The organism is Paenibacillus sp. 2TAB26, assembly GCF_052115145.1.
Lineage (GTDB): Bacteria > Bacillota > Bacilli > Paenibacillales > Paenibacillaceae > Pristimantibacillus.
Window position 1 is genome coordinate 127,916 of sequence record NZ_JBFRGC010000018.1, and the last position, 20,269, is coordinate 148,184.

17 protein-coding genes are annotated in these 20,269 nt (G+C 45.4%); 4 read left to right on the forward strand and 13 right to left on the reverse strand.

What is annotated here, in order from left to right; all coding sequences use genetic code 11:
* The first annotated feature begins 17 nt into the window (after positions 1-17).
* The 3 genes from AB4Z50_RS21040 to AB4Z50_RS21050 are packed head-to-tail and all read left to right on the forward strand — an operon-like array spanning position 18 to position 3,714.
* Positions 18-1,487: a spore germination protein gene (locus AB4Z50_RS21040; protein WP_441881696.1), complete on the forward strand. Its 1,470-nt coding sequence runs from the start codon at positions 18-20 to the stop codon at positions 1,485-1,487.
* Positions 1,488-1,492: 5 nt separating this feature from the next.
* Positions 1,493-2,593 carry a GerAB/ArcD/ProY family transporter gene (locus AB4Z50_RS21045; RefSeq protein ID WP_441881699.1) on the forward strand — a complete coding sequence of 367 codons (1,101 nt, stop codon included), beginning with the start codon at positions 1,493-1,495 and terminating at the stop codon, positions 2,591-2,593.
* Complete coding sequence (locus tag AB4Z50_RS21050; RefSeq protein ID WP_441881702.1) at positions 2,590-3,714, forward strand: Ger(x)C family spore germination protein; 1,125 nt, start codon at positions 2,590-2,592, stop codon at positions 3,712-3,714. Before AB4Z50_RS21045 ends, AB4Z50_RS21050 begins: the two co-directional genes overlap by 4 nt.
* A 69-nt stretch (positions 3,715-3,783) precedes the next feature.
* Here the strand turns inward: AB4Z50_RS21050 and AB4Z50_RS21055 are convergent, their stop codons facing one another.
* From AB4Z50_RS21055 to AB4Z50_RS21065, 3 genes are all read right to left on the reverse strand, one after another.
* Positions 3,784-4,566, reverse strand: coding sequence for a DUF3891 family protein (locus tag AB4Z50_RS21055; RefSeq protein WP_441881705.1), 783 nt, complete (start codon positions 4,564-4,566; stop codon positions 3,784-3,786).
* A 34-nt stretch (positions 4,567-4,600) separates the two neighbouring features.
* Positions 4,601-4,903 carry a chorismate mutase gene (locus AB4Z50_RS21060; protein WP_441881708.1) on the reverse strand — a complete coding sequence of 101 codons (303 nt, stop codon included), beginning with the start codon at positions 4,901-4,903 and terminating at the stop codon, positions 4,601-4,603.
* A 171-nt stretch (positions 4,904-5,074) separates the two neighbouring features.
* On the reverse strand, positions 5,075-6,382 hold the full coding sequence (locus AB4Z50_RS21065; RefSeq protein WP_441881711.1) for a family 4 glycosyl hydrolase: 1,308 nt from the start codon (positions 6,380-6,382) through the stop codon (positions 5,075-5,077).
* 67 nt (positions 6,383-6,449) lie between these two features.
* Here AB4Z50_RS21065 and AB4Z50_RS21070 point away from each other — a divergent pair, with 67 nt between their 5' ends.
* On the forward strand, positions 6,450-7,430 hold the full coding sequence (locus AB4Z50_RS21070) for a helix-turn-helix domain-containing protein (protein WP_441881714.1): 981 nt from the start codon (positions 6,450-6,452) through the stop codon (positions 7,428-7,430).
* Here the strand turns inward: AB4Z50_RS21070 and AB4Z50_RS21075 are convergent.
* The 10 genes from AB4Z50_RS21075 to AB4Z50_RS21120 all read right to left on the reverse strand — a co-directional run bounded on the left by AB4Z50_RS21075 (position 7,417) and on the right by AB4Z50_RS21120 (position 20,080).
* The gene (locus AB4Z50_RS21075) at positions 7,417-9,033 is read right to left on the reverse strand and encodes a hypothetical protein (protein ID WP_441881717.1); all 1,617 of its coding nucleotides are present in this window, start codon (positions 9,031-9,033) and stop codon (positions 7,417-7,419) included. The two genes, AB4Z50_RS21070 and AB4Z50_RS21075, sit on opposite strands and share 14 nt — an antisense overlap.
* Before the next feature lie 203 nt (positions 9,034-9,236).
* Positions 9,237-10,328: an LLM class flavin-dependent oxidoreductase gene (locus tag AB4Z50_RS21080; protein WP_441881804.1), complete on the reverse strand. Its 1,092-nt coding sequence runs from the start codon at positions 10,326-10,328 to the stop codon at positions 9,237-9,239.
* Positions 10,329-10,527: 199 nt separating this feature from the next.
* A complete protein-coding gene (locus AB4Z50_RS21085) occupies positions 10,528-12,525 on the reverse strand; it encodes a beta-galactosidase (protein WP_441881720.1) in 1,998 nt (665 codons plus the stop codon).
* Positions 12,522-13,349 carry a carbohydrate ABC transporter permease gene (locus tag AB4Z50_RS21090; protein WP_076266656.1) on the reverse strand — a complete coding sequence of 276 codons (828 nt, stop codon included), beginning with the start codon at positions 13,347-13,349 and terminating at the stop codon, positions 12,522-12,524. The genes AB4Z50_RS21085 and AB4Z50_RS21090 overlap by 4 nt, the downstream gene beginning before the upstream one ends.
* The gene (locus tag AB4Z50_RS21095; RefSeq protein ID WP_339203747.1) at positions 13,346-14,230 is read right to left on the reverse strand and encodes a carbohydrate ABC transporter permease; all 885 of its coding nucleotides are present in this window, start codon (positions 14,228-14,230) and stop codon (positions 13,346-13,348) included. The genes AB4Z50_RS21090 and AB4Z50_RS21095 overlap by 4 nt, the downstream gene beginning before the upstream one ends.
* A 187-nt stretch (positions 14,231-14,417) precedes the next feature.
* Complete coding sequence (locus AB4Z50_RS21100) at positions 14,418-15,713, reverse strand: ABC transporter substrate-binding protein (RefSeq protein ID WP_441881724.1); 1,296 nt, start codon at positions 15,711-15,713, stop codon at positions 14,418-14,420.
* 101 nt (positions 15,714-15,814) lie between these two features.
* Positions 15,815-16,876, reverse strand: coding sequence for a response regulator transcription factor (locus AB4Z50_RS21105; RefSeq protein WP_441881727.1), 1,062 nt, complete (start codon positions 16,874-16,876; stop codon positions 15,815-15,817).
* Positions 16,869-17,873 carry a sensor histidine kinase gene (locus tag AB4Z50_RS21110; RefSeq protein ID WP_441881730.1) on the reverse strand — a complete coding sequence of 335 codons (1,005 nt, stop codon included), beginning with the start codon at positions 17,871-17,873 and terminating at the stop codon, positions 16,869-16,871. Before AB4Z50_RS21110 ends, AB4Z50_RS21105 begins: the two co-directional genes overlap by 8 nt.
* A gap of 6 nt (positions 17,874-17,879) precedes the next feature.
* Positions 17,880-18,647 carry a hypothetical protein gene (locus tag AB4Z50_RS21115; protein WP_441881733.1) on the reverse strand — a complete coding sequence of 256 codons (768 nt, stop codon included), beginning with the start codon at positions 18,645-18,647 and terminating at the stop codon, positions 17,880-17,882.
* Between the two features lie 89 nt (positions 18,648-18,736).
* Entirely contained in the window at positions 18,737-20,080 is a 1,344-nt protein-coding gene (locus AB4Z50_RS21120) for a glycoside hydrolase family 30 protein (protein WP_441881736.1), read from the reverse strand.
* Positions 20,081-20,269: the final 189 nt, after the last annotated feature.

A 20,269-nucleotide genomic window follows, 5' to 3' on the forward strand; every position in this document is an offset into this window, starting at 1 on the left:
ATGGGAGGACGCAAACAATGGATCAAACAGAACCTATCAGCTCAGACCTGAAAGTAAATATAGAACGTATAAAAGAGATTTTTTCGGATACAAGCGATTTAGTCATAAGGAATCTAACGATCAAGCAAACAACTGAGCAAGCAGCGCTCATCTACATCGATGGGCTGACAGATGGAGCAGCAATTAATAGTGACGTCCTTCGTCCCTTGCAGCTAGATTCGAGCGGGGGAAAACCCGGTGATGAGTTAATGATGACCATTGGACAAATCGTACCCGAAACGGATTGGTACCAAATTGAGATAGCAATACTGCACGGTAAATCCATATTATTCGTGAGCGGCAGAGAGGCAGCCTATGTGCTTGGCACAAGTGGCTGGCCGCAGCGGGCAATTGAAGATCCACAAATGGAAGCCTCCTTAAAAGGCGCCCATCAAGGCTTTGTCGAAACCAGCGGCCAAAATATCGCTATGATCAGACGTTATATCCCGAATCGCGAATTAAAAATGAAACGGCTGATTGTCGGCCGGCGCGGCCAGACCTCCGTAACGATTATTTACCTGGAGGATGTAATGAATCCTCAATTGTTAAACGATCTTAAGGATCGCATTCAAAAGATTGACGTAGATGTCATTTTAAACACGGGAGAGCTGGCAGAGCTGATCGAGGATAATCCCTACTCACTCTTCCCGCAATTCGTTCTTACTGAGCGGCCAGATTCTGCAGCATCGCAAATTTTGCAAGGAAGATGTGTCGTTGTCGTTGATCGCTCGCCAAGCGTACTCGTTGCTCCAGTCAGCTTCTACTCTTATTTCCAAAGTATCGACGATTATAGTACTCGTTGGTCCATTGCAACCTTTTTGAGGCTGCTGCGAATGTTTGCATTTATTACAGCTACATTTTTGCCTGCCTTTTATATCGCAGTTGTTTCCTTCCATATCGAGATCATTCCAATGAAGCTGCTGCTCACCCTAGGTGAATCACGTGGACAAGTACCGTTTCCACCTTTTGTGGAGGCCATTATAATGGAAATCACATTGGAAATGCTCCGTGAAGCTGGCGTCCGGCTGCCTGCCCCCGTTGGCCAAACTGTTGGCATCGTTGGAGGTATTGTGATTGGACAAGCTGTCGTTCAAGCTGGCTTAATAAGCAATGTTATGGTTATCGTTGTAGCATTTACAGCCATTTCTTCATTTATTTTGCCAAACTACGATATGGTTGCAGCCGTTCGTTTAATCCGTTTCATGCTCATGATTTTATCTTCACTGTTTGGGTTTGTTGGGATCATTATTGGTTTGATGACGATGATCGCTCATTTATTAACGCTTAAATCGCTAGGCATGCCATATGGAAGCCCACTGGCTCCGCTCCGCTTCTCAGATTTGAAGGACACCCTAATTCGAGCACCATTATGGCTGATGGAAAAGAGACCAAAAAACGCGCTCCCGCTTCAAGAAAAACGTCAAACAAACACTCGGAAGGAGGATTGAGCATATTGACGAACACCGAAGGTAATACGATAACTTCGATGCAATTTATTTTTATTATTTCCGGTATTCAGATTAGTGTTGCCGTCCTTTCCTTGCCGAGGAAATTAGCAGAAATAGCAGGAACGGATGGCTGGATTTCCATTCTAATTGGTTATGCCATCAGTCTTTTATGCGGGTATATCATTATTATGGTGATGAGACATTGTTCTGATCAAACATTAATTGATGCGCTGCCTGCAATGATGGGGAAATGGCTTGCCAAAGGATTTACCCTATTGTTGGCCTTTTTTTTCCTTACCCTTATGTATGACGGTCTTGTGCGCACCATCCTGATTATTAAAATTTGGCTCCTGCCAAACACACAGTCCTACATACTCATGATTCTGCTGTTAATACCCGCTTATAAAATCGCTATAAACGGTCCTCGCATCTTAGGACGATATGCAGAGCTAGTAGCTGTCATATCATGCTGGTTGCCCTTTGTTTATCTATTTACACTGAAATATGCTCATTGGCTCAATTTACTGCCTATATTAAAAGTAGGTTGGCTGCCCGTCTTGTCGGCGGTGAAAGCAACGATTTATCCGAACCTGGGGCTGGCTGCCGTTTTTATCTTTTATCCTTATTTAGTTAAGAAGGATAAAGCTGCTTCTTCACTTTTTATATCCAATACAATTACCCTTTCTGTACATCTATTTATTACAATCATATGCTTCATTTACTTCAGTCCCCATGAAATCACACTTTATAATGATCCAATCATCAGTATTCTCAAAACAATTGAATTTCGCTTTATTGAACGGATTGAGGTGCCTTTCATCGCGTTTTATTTGTTCGTCTTCTCACTCGTTTGGATTCCGTCTATGTATATCGTCTCTTTTTGCATAAGCAAGGTTTTCGGGCTAAGCAGCCATCGTATCCCATTACGTATCTTGTGCATTATTCTTGCGATAGCTACTTTTATTCACATCCCCTCATTCAAGCAAAGCGATCAAATTGAATTTTGGCTTACTTGGTTTGGTTTTGGGATGGAATATATACTCCCTAGTCTACTGCTGATATACATGGTCATTTACAAACGAATACACCGGAGGGCTGATCTATGAAGCTGCGCCTCTTTTTTGTATGTTGCTTTTTCATTACGATTTGCCTTACTGCATCCGCCTGCGGGGATCAGCTGTATTTAGAAAATGCGGCAACACCGCTTGCTCTTGGCATGGACCTAGATAAAAATGAGAAATTTCATTTTTATTCTTCCGCTCCTGTTTTCAGCAAAAATATAAAGAAAAAGAGTCAAGAAACATCAGGAAGCGCTAATTCGCTTCGGCAATCCAAAGCGATTCAAGACTCGCAATCAAGCGGCTCCATCCAAGGTCGAAATTACCAAGTGATTCTCCTTGGCAGACATTTTCTGAGTTACGAGGATTGGTTTCCAATGCTTGATGTGTTGTTTCGTGATGCAAGAAACACAGTAACCGACAGAGTTATTGCTGTTGATGGCTCTTTAGATGAGGTATTTTCACTAAATCCTCCTGATCAGCCGCTGCTTCCTATTCTGCTCAGAGGCATGGTGGACACCAAATCGATAAAATCGGAAACGTATGCGACGACCGCCCAAGAATTTCACAGGCAGTTTTATGATAAAGGCTTAACGCCTTACATTGCAGAAGTGAAGATCGTCAATAATCAGGTTAGGCTGAAAGGTTCCGCTTTGCTGAATCCGAAAGGCAAATATGAGCTTTCATTGGGCCCCCAAGAAACGATCCTGCTAAGTATTTTGCAGAAACAAGCGGCACCGGGCTTCAGCTTGTCCTATCCTATTCCCGGTGAACCCGTAAACGGGCCATTCGAAACGAATATTTTGAGCCTAACTGGCGCCAAAGTAAAAACAAAAATCAAAACTACCTATGAAAACAATAAATTCAAGTTTGATATCCACGTGAAGACAAGGGTCGGTCTCTCCGAGCATCTATTCCCTTTCAATGTAGAGAAGGATGATACAAAGCTGGAAAAACAGGTTGCCGTTCTCATGCAGGAGCAATTTACGAGCATTATCGAGAAACTGCAAAAACATAAAATCGATCCCATAGGGCTTGGAGTGTATGCAAGAGCAAAGGAATACGAGAAATTTTGCAAGGTAGAGGATCATTGGGGTGAAGTATTTGCGAATGCAGAAGTGCGTGTAAAGGTAGATTTAGAAATCACTTCAATGGGGCCTGTTAAGTAAGTATCGAGGGATTAAAAAAGAAGGATACCGGCAAGTATGCGGTATCCTTCTTTCTAGCGATGACTATTCCTATAGCGCTTGCTGAAAACGAATCTTATGCTCAAGCAGCTCTGCACGCTGATAAGCTTCTGCGATCCCATAAACAGCTATGTCCGCCTTGCTTACTTCTTTATAAGATAATGAAGTCTCCACCTCATGTTCGAAAGGAAATGGATTCAATTGGATAGTCGTTTCATCCTTCCAATCCGCTATCAATGAGGTTTGTCCCGTACGATCGAACCAATAGGGAAACCCATTAGCAAACCATTCATATTGATTTCGAGGCGTTCCCGGCTGCTCCATACATACAAACAGCGACAGCTCATCACAAAGCAGCAGCGCTTTCGCATGAAGCTGAAGCAAACTAACATCCAGCTGCAGTCGCTCGATGATCGCGCTTTGTCTTGCAAATTCACGTTCTACAAACGTAATCGTATCCTCATTTCTGAACCGTTCAGCAAGCGTCGTATACAAAATACTGCCAAGCAAAGCGGCATATTCGCTCGTTTTCTGAACATGATCCAAACCTTTAGAATAGAAGAAAAAGCGAATGTTGCCTGGAAAATCGCGGAACGAAAACGGCATATTTGCTGCATCATTCCAAAGCGGGATACGGTCCAAATCAATCCAGCTGCTGTCATGCTCATATGCAGCGTAAGCTAATTCATCTTTTCGTTTCTCACTATGGAATAACTGGCTCTGCCAGGCAGAAACAAGATCTCCGGATATTCTCGCATGATCATGTTGTGCAATCAATATGAATGCGTCTTCCTTCTCATATAAAATCATCGTTTCCATCCCTTTCTTCGTCACACAGTAGTTGATTACTATTGTATTTCTATATCAGCTAATCACGATTGTTCAGCGCGTAAACCTGCTCAATTTCCTTATGCCGCGAAATAACAACATCCATTAAGCATCTATAAATAGAAGCTGCTGTCTCTGGATTTAAATCATGGCTGCTCGCAAGTTTCTTTATTTTATCAAATTGTTTGGCTTCACGGCTCAGGTCTTGTGCAGCGAGATGATTTGCTGCTTTGTACATACCCACTTCTTCCGTTAATTGAAACCGCCTTGCAAGCAAGGAAATGATGTCGTGATCGATTTGATCGATCGCTTGTCTTAATTCATCTAGTCTAGAAACTTCCATGCGTCTCTCCCTTAAATCTTTTTCCTATAATTGTACCATCTCCATCACCCAGCGGCTATGTGCATTCGCATTTATCGGATGTAAGTTCCAGAACAATAAAAAGAAGAGCCGCCTTCTTTCTAAGAAGCAGCTCTCCTTTGAACATTTCTATCGTTTTATTTCGCGAAGACATTACGAATGAAACTGTGGCAGTAAATCAGCATGGCTTTCGAGCATCTGCTCCAAAGCTCGATATGCAGCCTCTTTATTTTCAATAGCCGGATCAGCGTCTATCGCTTTCTTCGCAATAGAGACATTGCCCGTCACTGCTGCTTCAACGACAAGCTCATGAACATCCGAAATAACACGGCACAATTGAAGCAGCGGCTCTGGGAAAGCTGGAACCTCTACCGGATGAATCATGCCGCCTGATACGGTTACTGGTATTTCTACGATTCGATCCGAAGGAAAACCCGGTATTGCGCCATCATTCTTAACGTTCAAAATATCAATCTGAAGGTCGCTGCCTGTATATAACGCGTGAGCAAGCGCTACTGGATGCTCCCAGCTGCCATGGTCAAATAAACGATCATAATGCATTTTGCCTGCACCAATCTGCTTCAGCTCTTCCAAGCGTCTGCTGCGTTCTTCGAGCGATCCATGATATGGAGGTGCTGTCGTATAATGAATGTCCTCTTGATAAGGAAGATATTCCGCATGATGATCGACGTGGCCAGCCGCGACTGCCCCATACTCGCGCAGCCATCGCTTAGTGATACGAAGCTCGCGCTGCGTCTCTTCATCTTGATCAGACCAGTTCTCCTCTTCAATATATTGGATAAGCTTAGGCAGAAGGTCCTCACCCGTGCGGCTATCTTTTATTTCCATCACCCATGCAAAGTGATTAAGTCCAGCAGTTACGATAGATACCTCAGAGGCCGATTTGCCGAGCAGCTTTGGCAAAAATGTGTAGCCCTCAACACCCCGATACGCAATATTGCAAAATCCAGCTATGCGAATCGATGAATAACGTGCTGCTGCCGTTACGACACGAGGCATTGGATTCGTTACATCCAGAATCCACGCCTGCGGACACAACTCCTCCATATCACGGCAAATATCCATGATCAGCGTAATGGACCGGAAAGCATTCATCAAGCCCCCCATACCTCCACATTCCCTTGCTTGATCGGCCATCCCTAATGCATGTAATATATCAAAATCGATTTGCCAACGGCGTGCACCTTGAACCGAGGCGGATACGATAACAAAGTCCGCACCTAATAGCGCTTCTCGTCTGTTTACCGTTGCAGTCACAAGCATGTCTACCTTTAGCTGCCTTGCTATTTCTCTTGCAGCTGCTGCCATCCCTTCAGCGGCATCCAGATTTGGATCAACAAGGACAAGCTCACAGCCTGCAAGCCTCTCTTTTACGATAATATCTTCGAGTACTGTTGGCGCAAATACGAAGCTTCCTCCGCCTATCAATACGATTTTCACGATAGTCTCATTCCTCTCGGTTGTCTTTGGATTGCTATTGTTGAGCGGTAAGAGAGATAATAAAGGTATGAATAATTCCGTTTACAAAGGAGCTATGATGAGCAATCTTAATCCTGCCCTCAACCAATCATTTCCTAATTATAAAGAACAGCTTATCCTATACGGCATGCGTACGTTCGAAGCCGGCCAAGGCCCTGTATGCGATTTACATCTGCATCATCGGATGCTGGAGATCAATATTGTCCTAACAGGCGATCAAATCGCTCGTATTGGAAACGAGAGCTTCACGCAGCATGAAGGTGATATTATTCTCATTCCTCCCATGAAGCTGCATGACTTTATTGTTCCCGATCAGCAGACGATGCACGGTTTTGTCCTTCATTTGCAAAATGTGGACAGCAAGCTGCTCTACGCCTTTCGAGCTTGCGGAGAGTATTTATTTGCGAGAGATCATCCGCTCAATGAACGTCTTAATCCGCTGCTAAAAGCACTTATTTCCTGCTTGCAGCAGAATCCTTCTGCTCACCGCGTCTTTATGCTTTGTAATGAAATGCTGGTGCATTTGGAGGAGTTCGTGCAGAGCGAAGCCTTACTCTCCATCAATGAACCAAATGAGCAGCCGCTTGCTGATCGGATCGCGAGGGAAATTGAGGCGCTCATCAGCACCTTCAATGAGCTCGGTACAGATTCCTCAACGAGCAACTGGCTTGAAACCATCGCAGCCAAGACAGGCATTAGCCGCAGACATGCCGGCCGTTTGTTTCAACAAGCGTACGGCATGTCGCCTCGTCAATATTTATCGATCATTAGACAGCAGGAGGCCATGCATATGCTTGTCATGCGAAACATACCTCTTGAAGAAATCGCATTCCGAATCGGATTCGAGAATGTGCAAAGCTTTATTAGGCAGTTCGCCAAATGGACAGGATTAACCCCTGGCGCCTATCGGAGACAGCATAAATCAACGATAAGCTATTTAACGCCGCTTGAGGTGGAGCCTCATGCTGGTCATTTATCCAGCTCCGTTCCCTCTGCTACCTCAGAATAACTTCAGGACGCTCATTCAATTGTACGCCGCGTTCAGCATACCAATTGAAATGCCGCTCCTCTCCGGCTATCTGCCAACGGGACGGACAGCGATCATCAAGCCAGTCCAGCGGTTCAGCCGGCGGCAGCGGTTTAGACGCTCGTTCGAACGCTTTGCGAATCGCTGCTTCCTGTTCCGCGCCAACCGCCTTTGGATCTGCGGAAATGAACAGCGGTGTTCCGCTTTCGGACAATAGCTCCAGCCACTGCTTGTTCAAATGCCAAGGGACATCGTCGGTCAAGCCAACACAATCCGCATCAGCCGCAAAGAAAGTGTCATGCTGCGGCATGCGGAAAGCAAGCGTGTTGACACCCATTTTACGTGTACGCTCCCATTCCTTACCGCTCGTATCGTCACCTGTCCGCTGAATTTCAACCAAGCCCGCTGCTAAGTGCCCTACTGTATTACAGCCAATAATTAAACTGTCCGCTGAAGCTTCTGCAATCTTCTTATACAAAGCGACAATAATTTCCGCCGTCGTCTTCGTGCGATCAGCAAAAGCTAAACCATGATTACTCATTGATGCGCCCATTTCAAAGCCCCATTTGGCAAAAATATCGAAAGTGGAAAAATCATGCTTAATCAGTTCGTAACCCCAATCATGCAGCTTGCGAATTTCATTGCCTACATAGTCAAGCACATCAGGAACGCTTGGGTCCAAATAGATGCTGCCCACATTGTGGCCACCATATCTTCTCCAATGATTTGGCACACTGTTTGCGACTAATAGCGGTCTGCACCATATGCCAGGACGAACCCCGATTCCTTTCATATCGCTGGCCAGCTTCTGCATATCAGAAAACTGATAATTGGGTTCCCAAGGCCCACCATTGCAGCTGCCCCCGCCGCTGCAGAGCTGCCAACCGTCATCAATGACCATAAACGGACGGTTATCGACCGAAGAAGACCAATCTGACACGCGCTCTGAATCTGCGATTATCTCAGCTGTCGAGCTATTCCCATAGGCATAATACCAGTTGTTTCCCCCATACACAGGCTGTGAAGGCAGAATCGGCTGCTTGCACATCATTCTGCAAAAAGCCGTTGCCGCACCGAATGCCGATTCGCCTTCCGCACCTTCTCTCGTTACAATGACCGCAGCCTCGAGCGTTCGATCACCAAGCAGCACTCCCGCTTCACCGCAGCGAACATCAAGTGTCAGGCTAATTCCGCCTGCATCCGCTTGCCAATAACAAAAGGAGCTTGTACCGGTCTCTACGCCATAACCATGCGTACGTCCCCCTTTTGACAACAGGAAATACCAAGGCATTTCACGCTCAGCAACTAACCCCCGCCATTCCAAATCACCGTAACCTCGTTCCCATTGGTCACCCAGAACACGAATGCCCCCACTATCCAGTTCTCGCTGCCATCTCAGATGAAGCCGCCTAACTGGCGTCTGGCCTGCACTTAATCGAACGGCCATACGATTAGCCATCGTTTCAAATGAAATGACGGTTTCGCCTGCATGCCATTCTCGTGAACGGAATGACGCGCGAACCCATCCCTCTTCCCACTCCATTTCAACATTGTCCGGATTGGTTAATAGATCTAAAAACTCCATCGTGAGCGCCTCCCGTATTTGAACATCGTTCTATAAAACCGAGTATAGTATTCGCTGCCAGCAATTTGAATAACGAAATGAGTCGTACCACGAAAAAATAATGAACCAAATGGGACATCCAATAACATAAAAAAAGACTGCCGCCGCCACTTCATGGCATTGAACAGTCTTCATATTCACTATTAAACTGACTTAGCAATCTTTTATTTGCTTAGTTCTCTGCGCACAACTGGCGCAACCTTCGTCGCCAGCAGCTCAATGGAAGCCGCTACCTTTGAGAACGGAATGCCGCCAATATCAAACTGAGCCATGAAGCGCTGATGACCAAAGAGCTCATGCTGCGCTAATATTTTCTCAACAAGCATTTCCGGGCTGCCAACAGCCAGCGCATTGATTGGACTTGCCAATTGTTCGAATTGCTCGCGTGCCATCGACTCGCCCCTCTGCTTGCCTCCCATGAACTGGCTTACATAATGAGCATAATAAGGATAATATTCGTCCTTCGCTTGCTCAGTCGAGTTGGCAATATAACCATGGCTTGTGATCGCTACTTTTAGCTCTTCTTGTTTATAGCCTGCGCGAACACCAGCAGCACGATATACGTCTACAAGCGGTTTAAAACGAGCTGGATCTCCGCTAAGGATGGCAAGGGCCATTCCTAGGCCATGACTTCCTGCGAGCTCCGCACTCTGAGGTGTACCGCCGACACCGACCCATACAGGCAGCTTCGCCTGATCTGGACGAGGTGCAATCTCAGCATTCAGCAGCGGCGTTCTATATTTTCCATTCCAAGTGATATGCTCGGTTTCATTTAATGCAAGCAGCAGATTAAGCTTCTCCTGAAAGAGCTCCTTATAGCTCTCAAGCTCATACCCAAACAATGGAAATGACTCTATATACGCTCCTCGTCCCGCAATAATTTCCGCGCGTCCATCCGAGAGCAAATCAAGTGTGGCGAAATCCTCGAATACTCGAACTGGATCTGAGGTTCCAAGCACCGTCGTTGCGCTCGTTAACCGAATCCGCTTCGTCGCTTGCGCGATTGCAGCAAGCAGAACAGGTGGAGATGTAACAGCGAAGTCCAAGCGATGATGCTCACCCACTCCAAATACATCAATGCCCGCCTCATCTGCAAGCTTGGCAGCTGCGACGATTTCCTTCAAACGCTCTCTCGCATTCGGCGATACTCTACTGATAGGATCAGTACTTATATCACCTAATGTGTAAATGCCAAACTCGAACACATCTGCCCGTTCCTTTGAAGGCTGAGCAACTTGTTGTATTTTCTCGTTGATGTCAAACACCGCTTTCCTATATTTATATCCAAGGCAAGAGTACATATTTTGTTCGCCGACCTAGTTACTTTACGTAAGTAATGATACATAAGTTATTAAGTTGCGTCAAGATCAAGAGCATGAGACCCACCTAAATCTCTTACAAAGTACAAAAGAACCTTCAAAATCACAGTAAAAGTGATCGGAAGGTTCCTACTATTTAGGCTGATATGATGAGAAAGCCCCATGGTGCGAGCTCCAGCTGTTGTCCACTTGTAACTTTACTACCATTCAACAGCTCAGTACCGTCCTGATGCTTGTAGTCAAATGTAACGGCATCATTTGAGTAGTTGAAATAATATCGTATATGCTTTCCGCTAGTATTCAAGCCCGATTTCACGATGATTGGAAAAACAAGCTCTTGCTCTGCGCCCCAAAGACCTGCATTCTGCAATGCCCCGCATAGCACACGTCTTACAACAGCAGGGCTAGGCAAGCATCCTATATAGGTAGCCGTTCCTTTTCCATAGTTATTTCTTGTAATCGCTGCATATTCACCCCACTGCGCATGATCATAATAAGCCAGCACTTCAGCGGTTGTTGGCGTGATAAGCTCCATCCACGCTTCAACCACTTTCGTCTCGTTACTCTGATCGATCAGTGCCCCTTTTAACCCGACATGATTTGGCGTTACGAACATGCTATAGGATATGCCGCAAGCTGCTTGTATGATACCGGGCTGCTGTGAAGTACGTACCTTAACGACCTCGTCGGCGAATCCGCTTTTGAACGTATAAACCACATGTCCCCCGCTTCGTACGAATTCATTTAATCGCTCCAAAGTCTCTGAAGGGGCAGCGTAAAGCGCTGGTACGACAATCATCTTGTATTTATCCAAATGGGTGCAGGTTGGCTGAATAAAATCGACCTCGACGTTAAGCTTGTACAATTCGTCATAAAGTGCGCGAACAACATCATTGTAGGTTTTTCCATCTGGAAGCTTAAACCATTCCATTGCAGATAAAGCCTCGTTGCTGACCATTACAGCCACTTGATTGTTTTTGCGGAGGCTGGCAAGCTCCTCGCTCAGCCTAGCAAAATCCGCACCGATCGTTTTGGCTTCGTTATAAACAGGATTAGGCTGAAAATCATGACTGAGCAGCCCCTTCCAATACGTTTCGAACGAATTGTGAATCGAATGCCAGTGCCAATACGCTACCATGTTCGCACCGGAAGCAAGGTGGCTAAACGCCTGCAAGCGCAATTGCCCGGGATACGGCGTCCAATGCGGGAAGGCTTGTGCCTGCGTTTCGAGCACTAAGTAATTATCGTTTTTGAGCGATCGTGTCATGTCCCCGCCAAACGAGATTTCGATGCCGGTTAAATCATCCTGCGAAGGATGATAAATATCGACGCCCGCAATATCAAAAGGCTCCGAAGCAGCGAAGTGATCAACGGAAGGCTGAACACCAAATGAGTAGCCTCTCCATTCAAAATCAAAGTTTTGAGTTACAAATTGTCCCGGCAGCTTATATTCGTTCACGATAGCGACCTGCCATGCCAAAAACTCATTTACCAGCTTCCGCTGGAATTTCGCGAACTCCGCGCCTAAGCTACCATTGATTGTGCCGACAACGGAAGGGAACTCCTCCCAGCTGTTGATGCGATTGCTCCAATAATCAAGCCCAAACAGCTCATTAACGATGTCAAGCGTTTCATAAGTATCCCTCATATATTTGACGAACTGCAGCTGAACATTTGGCCCCGCCGTGTCATAATGTTTCGTTTCATTATCCGTCTGATAGCCAATCACGGCTGGATGTTTGCTTACGCGGCTAATGAGCTTGCGGATGATTCGCTCTGAATAGAAACGATAAGCAGCATTTGTAATATCCATAATTTGGCGAGCGCCGTATTTACCTGGTCCGCGAGGGGTTACGGCAAGTACATCCGGATGTTCCTTGACCATCCAAGCAGGCACAGCATAGGTTGGTGTGCCAACAATGACGGCGATACCGGCTTTATGCATCGCATCCAGCACTCTGTCTACGGAAGTGAAGTCGAATACACCGTTTTGCGGCTCATGTGTGCTCCATGTCGATTCCGCGATACGAACCACGTTAATGCCTGCTTCCTTCATCATCCGAATATCCTCATCTAATCGCTCATAAGGCATATATTCGTCATAATAAGCGACGCCATATAACAGCTTATTCATCCTTTAACAGCCCCCTCGGCAATCCCATGCATAATAAACTTTTGGAAGAACGAGTAAATAATAATGACTGGAATCGCGGTCAGTACGAGCGCCGCCAAAATAAGCGACCATTCTTTGTTATACTCACCAAAGAGCGTGTTTGTCGATAAGATAAGCGTGTAATTGCTTACGTCCGTCAGCATGAGCAGCGGCAGCAGGAAATCATTCCAGATCCAGAGGAAATCTAAAATCGCTATCGTCACCGTAATCGGCACAAGCAGCGGGAAAATAATTTTAAAGAACGTTTGATATTCATTGCAGCCATCAATTTGCGCCGCCTCCTCCAGCTCCTTAGGTATAGACTTCACGAAGCCATGATACAGAAAGATCGCCATATTGACGCCGAGTCCAATATATATGATTGCAAGCCCATACGTACTGCCTTGAACAGACAAGGCTTTGGCCATTCTAGTCAATGGAATCATAATCGAATGAAACGGTACAAGCATGGAAGCGATAAACAGAAAAAAAATCAAATTGCTTATCTTTCCGCTCGTACGTGACAGCTTATAGCCCGCAAGCGAAGCGCAAAAGACGATGCCGCCGATGCCGAGCACCGAAATAATGATCGAGTTGAGTGTGCTGCCCAGCAGATTGATTTGATGAAAAGCATTTACATAATTATCGAATTGAATCTTCGATGGCAGCGAGACGAAAGACTTGAACATCTCACCTTGTGTCTTAAACGAGTTAATAACCGCCAAATAAATCGGGAAAAAAGAGATCGCAGCCCCGATCGATAGGAAAATAGTAATAAGGAGGGAGGTTGATTTATTCTGTCTCATGCTTCCACCTCTCTTTTTTTCATGACACGAATTTGGATAAATGTGAAGATGAGAATAATCACGAATAGAATGACCGATTTTGCGCTGGCATAACCATATCGGAAGTTGTTTGAGAAGGCTTCCTCGTAAATGTTCATCGTAATAACCTGTGTGCTTCGTCCTGGTCCTCCGCCTGTTAAGCCATATACAACCTCGAACACTTTAAACGCGCCGTTTAGCGTAAGGAAGAAACAGATTGTAATCGCATGTGAAATCATCGGCAGCGTCACATTGCGAAACGTTTGGAAAGCGGTAGCGCCATCGATAACAGCTGCTTCCTTCAAGCTTTGAGGCACACCTTGCAGTCCTGCCAAATAAATGATCATCATATAGCCGACGCCGTTCCAGAGGGAAACGGTCAGAATCGAGAAGAAGCTTACTTTTGGATCACCGATCCAAGCTTGGTCCAGAAACGTAAGCGCTGTCTTTTCTGCCAGCTGAGGAAGCACCTGCGCGAATACAAATGTCCACATAAATGCGCTGATAATCGTGCTTATCATGTTGGGCATGAAGAAAATGGTACGGAAGAAACCTTTGCTTTTGCGGCGTGATTCAATAAATACAGCCAGCAGCAGCGCAAATACATTTTGCAGCACAACCATGAACAGCACATACTTCAAGGTGAACAATAACGAACCGACAAAATCGGGATCGTCTCTGAGCGCTTCAATAAAGTTGCCCATTCCAATAAAGTCATAGTCACGATTCAAGCCATTCCAATCCGTGAAGCTGTAAAACATTCCGCCGAGCGTTGGAATCAGCAGGAAGATCGCGTACAAAATAAAAGCGGGCGCGACAAACGTAAATAACGAGATGTATTTTTTGTAGCTCTTGATCGGCACAGTATCCGCCCCTCTCCTATGTGTCTTTACTGAGCAAAGATGTCTTCGGCGTCCTTTAGACGCTGAGTAGCTTTGACGGTGAAATATAAGATAAGTATGAGAAAAAGATATACTTTCTTATTTTTTAAAATCGGGATGAAGCGAAGCAGAATCTCCTTGTCTCCCCTTCATCCCGAGCATGTGTGGTTTATTTATTTACCTTGTTGTACGATTTCCAAGCTTTATCAAGTGCTTTGAGTACATCATCCTGCGATAATTGACCGGCATAATACGCTTGCAGCCCTTTGCCCACTTCATCCTTCACGGATTGAGGAATAGCTGGGTCTTGATAAGATTTGCCTTCTTTCACATAAGCTGTTGCATCATTTACCCATGGATAGCTCTCATACGTATGCACGGTGGAGATTGGGTTGAATTTAAGCGCTTGGAAGAAAGCATTTGAAGCAGTATCATCCAGAATGTAGTTAATGAAATCCAGCGCGACTTCCTTGTTTTTTGTGCTCTTAGAAACAGCTAGAGAAGTCGAAGCGCTTAGGTTAATAAGAGTCGCATCTGGATTGTCATTGATTGGCAGCGGTGCTACACCAAAATCAAGATCCGGATTGGATTTAAGAATCGTTTCTGCATACCACGGCCCTTGCAGCCACATTGCGCCTTTGCCTGCCGCAAACGCTGCTGCGCCATCATCGCCGCCCACTTCTGTCGCTTTTTCCGTTCCGTTCGCATTGATAAGATCAAAGATGTCGAACATTGCTTTTAGCTCTGTGAAGGAGCCTTCATCCTTATTCATCCGTTCGATGAAGTCAGCGTCCTCCGTATTGATAAGTGCGCCTGCAGCAAGCGGCAGCACGAGCTGTGGAATCCAAGCTTCCTTATATGAAAGCACAAAAGGCGTTACCTTATTCGCTTTAAGCTTCTCGACAACCGCTTTCATTTCTGTCAACGTTTTTGGAGGCGTAATGCCGAGATCCGTAAAGATCTTTTTGTTGTACAAGTAGCCCCATGACAATGTTTCCAGCGGAACGGCTACGACTTTACCATCTGTCGTTGTAACCGAAGGTTTAACGCTCTCCAGCAGCTTGCCGACAAAAGGCTGATCGGATAAATCCTCTAAGTAACCTGCTTTGTAGTAAGAAGGAATTTCGTTAATGGCATGAAGCGCGAAAATATCAGGTGCATCATTGGAGGCGAGGCGCGTCTTCAAAATTTGCGCCGCATTATCGGCTGTCGGCATTTCGAGCTGTACCGACACGTCGATGTTTTTCTCTGCTTTTTCCTTGGCTACGAAGTCAGCAATATATTTATCGTAATGCTCTTTAAAACGAGGCTGAGCAATGAACATTTTCAACTTTACGCTCTTAGCTTCACCGCCTCCGCTTGTTCCCCCATCTGTGCTGCCAGCATTATTTGTATTGCTGCCGCAGCCAGCCAACAGTGTTGTCGCGAGCATCGTAACGAGTAAGCCTTTAACTATTTTTTTCATCTCATTTGACCTCCCAGAAGCTTGTTTTGTTTACGCTTTCATTGTATCTAAAAAATGAAAGCGTTTAATTGGACAGAATTAGACTCTTTCATTGGACATTTTTAAACCTCGCTGCTCTTCCTCATCTCACCTGGCGCGATGCCAAAATGCTTCTTGAACACACGATAAAAATAGGTGATATCCTCGTAGCCCGCCATTTCCGCAATCGCTTTAATGGGAATGCTCTCATCCATCAGCCACTCTTTCGCCTTCACCATGCGCAGGTGCAGCATATAATCCGTGACATTGCGTCCATATTCCTGCTTGAACACTTTGCTCAAATATTCCTTGCTCACAAAAAAAGCTCTAGCGAGCTGCTCCAGTGTAACCGGCTCCGTATAATGTTTCTCCATATACAGCCTGACTTCATCCAGATTCAATTTGTTTTTGAACTTCCGCTGCTGAATAAGCTGCTCCAGTGTAGTCACATAATGATGGGTAAGAAAAGCAGCTGTATTCTCGCCTGACTGGGTGATCTCATGCCCATACGGCGCATGCAGCGAGTCGCTGTCTTGTGAATTAGCATTCATTAATTCCTTAAGCAGCAGTAGCAGCTCTTGTACGACCTGCTCCAGCATGACCGCTTTCGTAATACCGCTCTGTTCAAGCTCCTTCATCATTTGATCTAGTGTTGTCTTAACGCCATCTGTATTCAGCTCATTGAAACGCAGCTTTAAAAGCTTCTTATACGATGCCAATGTATACGAAATATCAAGATCAAGTGATAATGTTCCACGCTCCATTTGAGCAGCTTCAAGCCCGCTTTTGCAATTTTGCAGCGCCGTATTAAGCTCTTTCGGATCAACTGGCTTAAGCAGATAATCCATCGCCTTGAAGCGAAGCGCATGTTTGGCATATTGAAAATCATCATACCCACTGACGACAATTGTCTTGATTGCTGGAAATTGATCATTAAGCTGCTGCAGCAGCGCAGCGCCATCTGTTCCGGGCATCCGCATGTCAGTAATGACAATATGAGGCTGCAAAACCTCCATCATTCGAAGCGCTTCCGTACCGTCCTCTGCTTCTCCTACAATTTCCATGCCGAGGCTTTCCCATTCTCCGAACGCTTTTATGATGTCTCTTGCCCAGCTCTCATCATCCACAATGAATACTTTAAGCATGCTGATCTCCCCCTGCTATTGGAATAGAGACGGTGACCATCGTTCCCGCTCCTAACTCGCTTTCAATCGTAATCCCATAGTCTGGGCCAAAATGCATTTGTATGCGGGACGCTACATTTTGAATGCCGATACGATTGCCGTGCGTCCAAACCTGTCCGCTATGTTGGTGAAGCCGCTTTTGCAGGTCGGCAAGCTTATCCTCGCGTATGCCGACGCCATTGTCACGGATTCGAATTCGAACTTTATCATGCTCACGCACAACGCTCACGCTAAGCTCCCAATGACCTGATTTATTTTCTAGTCCATGGAAAAAAGCATTTTCAACAATCGGCTGAAGCGTCAGCTTCGGAATGGGAGAAAGCATCATAGACTCGTCCATTTCCGTGTGATAGGTAAGCTTGGAGTAAAAACGCTGCTTCTGGATAAGCATATAATTGTTTAGATGATCGATTTCTGCTTTTAAGTAGGCGAGATCGTTCGGATCGCGAATGACATATCGAAACATATCGCTAAGCGATCGAATGATTTCGTAGCTCTCCGCAGGTTTTTTCGTAAAGAGCATACTGCCGATCATTTGAAGTGTATTTTGCAAAAAATGCGGATTGATTTGCGCTTGGAGCGCTTTAAGCTCCGCGGTTTTTTTCTCCAGATTGATGCTGTATTCCGTTTTAATATGCTCTCTAATGCGGTATGACATGTTGTAAAGCTTCGTTTCAAGCAAGCCGATCTCATCTACGCGGTTGCTTTGAGGCAGCTCCGTTTCCTTGATGATGCCAAGGCCCTGCATCGATCTTGCGAGCGTAACAATTGGCGTAGCCGTTCGCCAAGCTAACAAAATAGCAATCACAATCGACAGCACGATAGAAATTGCGCCTACGATAAGGCCAAATCGCATCGTCGATTGCGCGCTCTTATTAATAAAGCTGGTCGGGATAATCGTAATCAGCTTCAAGCCTACGGGATCAATCGTGTTATAGAAGACGTACGCCTTCGACATGCGGAATTAACCTTGATCCGCTGTTGTTTCCTTGATCCGCAGCATAATGTTATCCGAGGGGCGTTCTCCGAAACGTTGATAAAGCACATTTCCGTCTTCGCTCGCGATCAGAACCTGATGATCCTTGCCGCGGCCTATCAAATCAAGCGTCTGATCAAGCATCGACCAGCGAATTTTAAGCGAGATACCGCCTAGCTTCTCCCGATTCTCAAAACGGTTAATGCTCCGAATCAATTGAAAGTGACCTTCATCCCCATTATTGGATTGAATAAGAAAATCTTTATTTTCCTCAAATAGCTGCTTATAAGGAGAAGGGATAGCAGGCGAAGTTTCCAAATCATATTGATTTCCGCTTATGGTAAACAATTTTCGCGGCTCTTTCAAAAACAGCTCGACGCCGATGACATGATTTCCTGCGGAATAAAACAAATTGCTCAGTGTATCCATAATATTTTTTTGAGCGGCAAATTGGTTAATGAGCAGTGAACCCTCTGTGCTTGCCAAATAATCACTAAGATGAGGGCTGATGAGTACGGAATATACGAGATTGTTCAATTGCGAGAACTGCTCGCCCAAGTAGACGCCAGTCCACTTCATATTGGATAAATTCGTTCCGATTACTTCCGCTTCCATCGACTTTCGGTTGTTTTCGGCTGCTAAGGCAGTAACCGCTATAATCGGAATGACGGATAAAAAAATCATCGTAAAAATCAATTTATTCCGAATACTACGACGGAAGGGTTCTGTCAGTAAACGGATTAGCTTGGCCAACATTTGCTCTCTCGCCTCCCGCTTCTCTTCTAGCTATTGTGTGCAAAAAACTAACGCCCCCTCGATTGCTGGCGTTAGTTTATATGCTTTCATCATCCACATGGAATGACAATTGTATGAAAGGATTCGGGTTCCAGCTCAAGCAGCTGGTGTTTGGAGCCGATGGACAAACGCAGCTCCCTTTTTTCATTGAATGGATTCGTTAAGACGATGATGCGTGTGCCGTCCGGCTTCTCGAAAGCAATTGCATTGCCTGACCATGGACCTTTCAGCCCTATTCTTCGATCATCAGGCGAAGTGAAGTGGGCAAAATGCTTCATCACATAATACTCGGGATTACGAATGGCAAGCTGCTTTTCCTTGTCTACGGTCAGCATCGCATTTTGCTCCCAGCCCCATGTGCTGCGGCCTTTTGGTTCCAGCATCATGTTCCAGTAAATATAAGCGTTCACGCCATTCGTAAAATAATGATGATAGAGATTAAACACATATCTTGCATAGAACCAACTGTTTTCACCGTCACCGCATTCATTTTCCGTTTGCATATAACGAAGCTCAGGATAGCTTTGAACGGTACGCTGCAAAGCATGCTTGCCTGCCCATTGATAGCCTACGCCCTTCACATATTTATAAGCTTCAGGGTCGCTTAGCACCGTATTGGCATACGCATCAAAATCAGTTGCCTTCTTCTTCAGCCATTCATCCCATGCCTCCGGCGCATTAATTGTGCCCAGCCATATTTCTGTATCGAGTCCGTGCCTCTCGAAGGCAGGTCCCAAATAATCACGTATAAATTCACGAAGCTGCTCGCCCGTCCATACGCAGGAAGGAAACTTCTGATCCGCAACCACCTCATTTTGAACATGAACCTGGTGAATCGTAATGCCTTCTGCCTTGTATGCCTCAACAAATTTTACGAAATAGAGCGCATACGCTTCTAAAATTTCTTTCTCCCAGCGCAGTGTGCCGTAATTGTACGCCTTCGGAAATTTCATCCAGGTCGGAGGGCTCCACGGAGAGGCAAACAGTTCCAATTCAGGATTGAGTTTTAGCGCTTCCTTAATATAAGGAATCAAATGTTGTTGATCACGGGCAATGGAGAAATGCTCCATACTTAAGTCTCCGTCTGTTTCGTTTAAGCTATACCATTCCAGTGCATAATCGCTAGCGCCAATCGGAAGCCTGCAAATACTGAATTTATGCTCGCCTTCGGGATGAAAGAGCGCATGCATCACTTGACTGCGTTCTTCCTCCGGCAGATGCTGCAGAGCAGCATAACCAAGCTCGTTAAAGCAGCCTCCAAACCCTTCTAACCGTTGAAAGCTCTCACCTGAGAATGTCAGATTAGTGTTTCCATTACCGGCTTCCTCTATCGTTTTATTGAACCATCGCTTGGTTTCCGTGCTTGCAAACCATTGTATCTGTTTCTCTCTCATCACCGCAAACCTCACTTTTTGAAAGCGTTTTTATCATTATATCTTGTAAATGAAAGCGTTTAATTGGACGAAATTAGACTCTATTCTTGGACGATATTAAACCAACGCAACAAAGCGCAAAAACTATATTTTAAGAAGACAAACAAAATAGTGGCTAAAGTCTCATAAACTAAGCAATACATTCATATT

Coding starts and splice junctions, on each gene's coding strand:
- AB4Z50_RS21040 (WP_441881696.1), top strand. CDS start 18: ATGGATCAAACAGAACCTATCAGCTCAGACCTGAAAGTAAATATAGAA.
- AB4Z50_RS21050 (WP_441881702.1), top strand. CDS start 2,590: ATGAAGCTGCGCCTCTTTTTTGTATGTTGCTTTTTCATTACGATTTGC.
- AB4Z50_RS21060 (WP_441881708.1), bottom strand. CDS start 4,903: ATGGAAGTTTCTAGACTAGATGAATTAAGACAAGCGATCGATCAAATC.
- AB4Z50_RS21070 (WP_441881714.1), top strand. CDS start 6,450: ATGAATAATTCCGTTTACAAAGGAGCTATGATGAGCAATCTTAATCCT.
- AB4Z50_RS21075 (WP_441881717.1), bottom strand. CDS start 9,033: ATGGAGTTTTTAGATCTATTAACCAATCCGGACAATGTTGAAATGGAG.
- AB4Z50_RS21085 (WP_441881720.1), bottom strand. CDS start 12,525: ATGAATAAGCTGTTATATGGCGTCGCTTATTATGACGAATATATGCCT.
- AB4Z50_RS21090 (WP_076266656.1), bottom strand. CDS start 13,349: ATGAGACAGAATAAATCAACCTCCCTCCTTATTACTATTTTCCTATCG.
- AB4Z50_RS21100 (WP_441881724.1), bottom strand. CDS start 15,713: ATGAAAAAAATAGTTAAAGGCTTACTCGTTACGATGCTCGCGACAACA.
- AB4Z50_RS21105 (WP_441881727.1), bottom strand. CDS start 16,876: ATGCTTAAAGTATTCATTGTGGATGATGAGAGCTGGGCAAGAGACATC.
- AB4Z50_RS21110 (WP_441881730.1), bottom strand. CDS start 17,873: ATGTCGAAGGCGTACGTCTTCTATAACACGATTGATCCCGTAGGCTTG.
- AB4Z50_RS21115 (WP_441881733.1), bottom strand. CDS start 18,647: ATGTTGGCCAAGCTAATCCGTTTACTGACAGAACCCTTCCGTCGTAGT.
- AB4Z50_RS21120 (WP_441881736.1), bottom strand. CDS start 20,080: ATGAGAGAGAAACAGATACAATGGTTTGCAAGCACGGAAACCAAGCGA.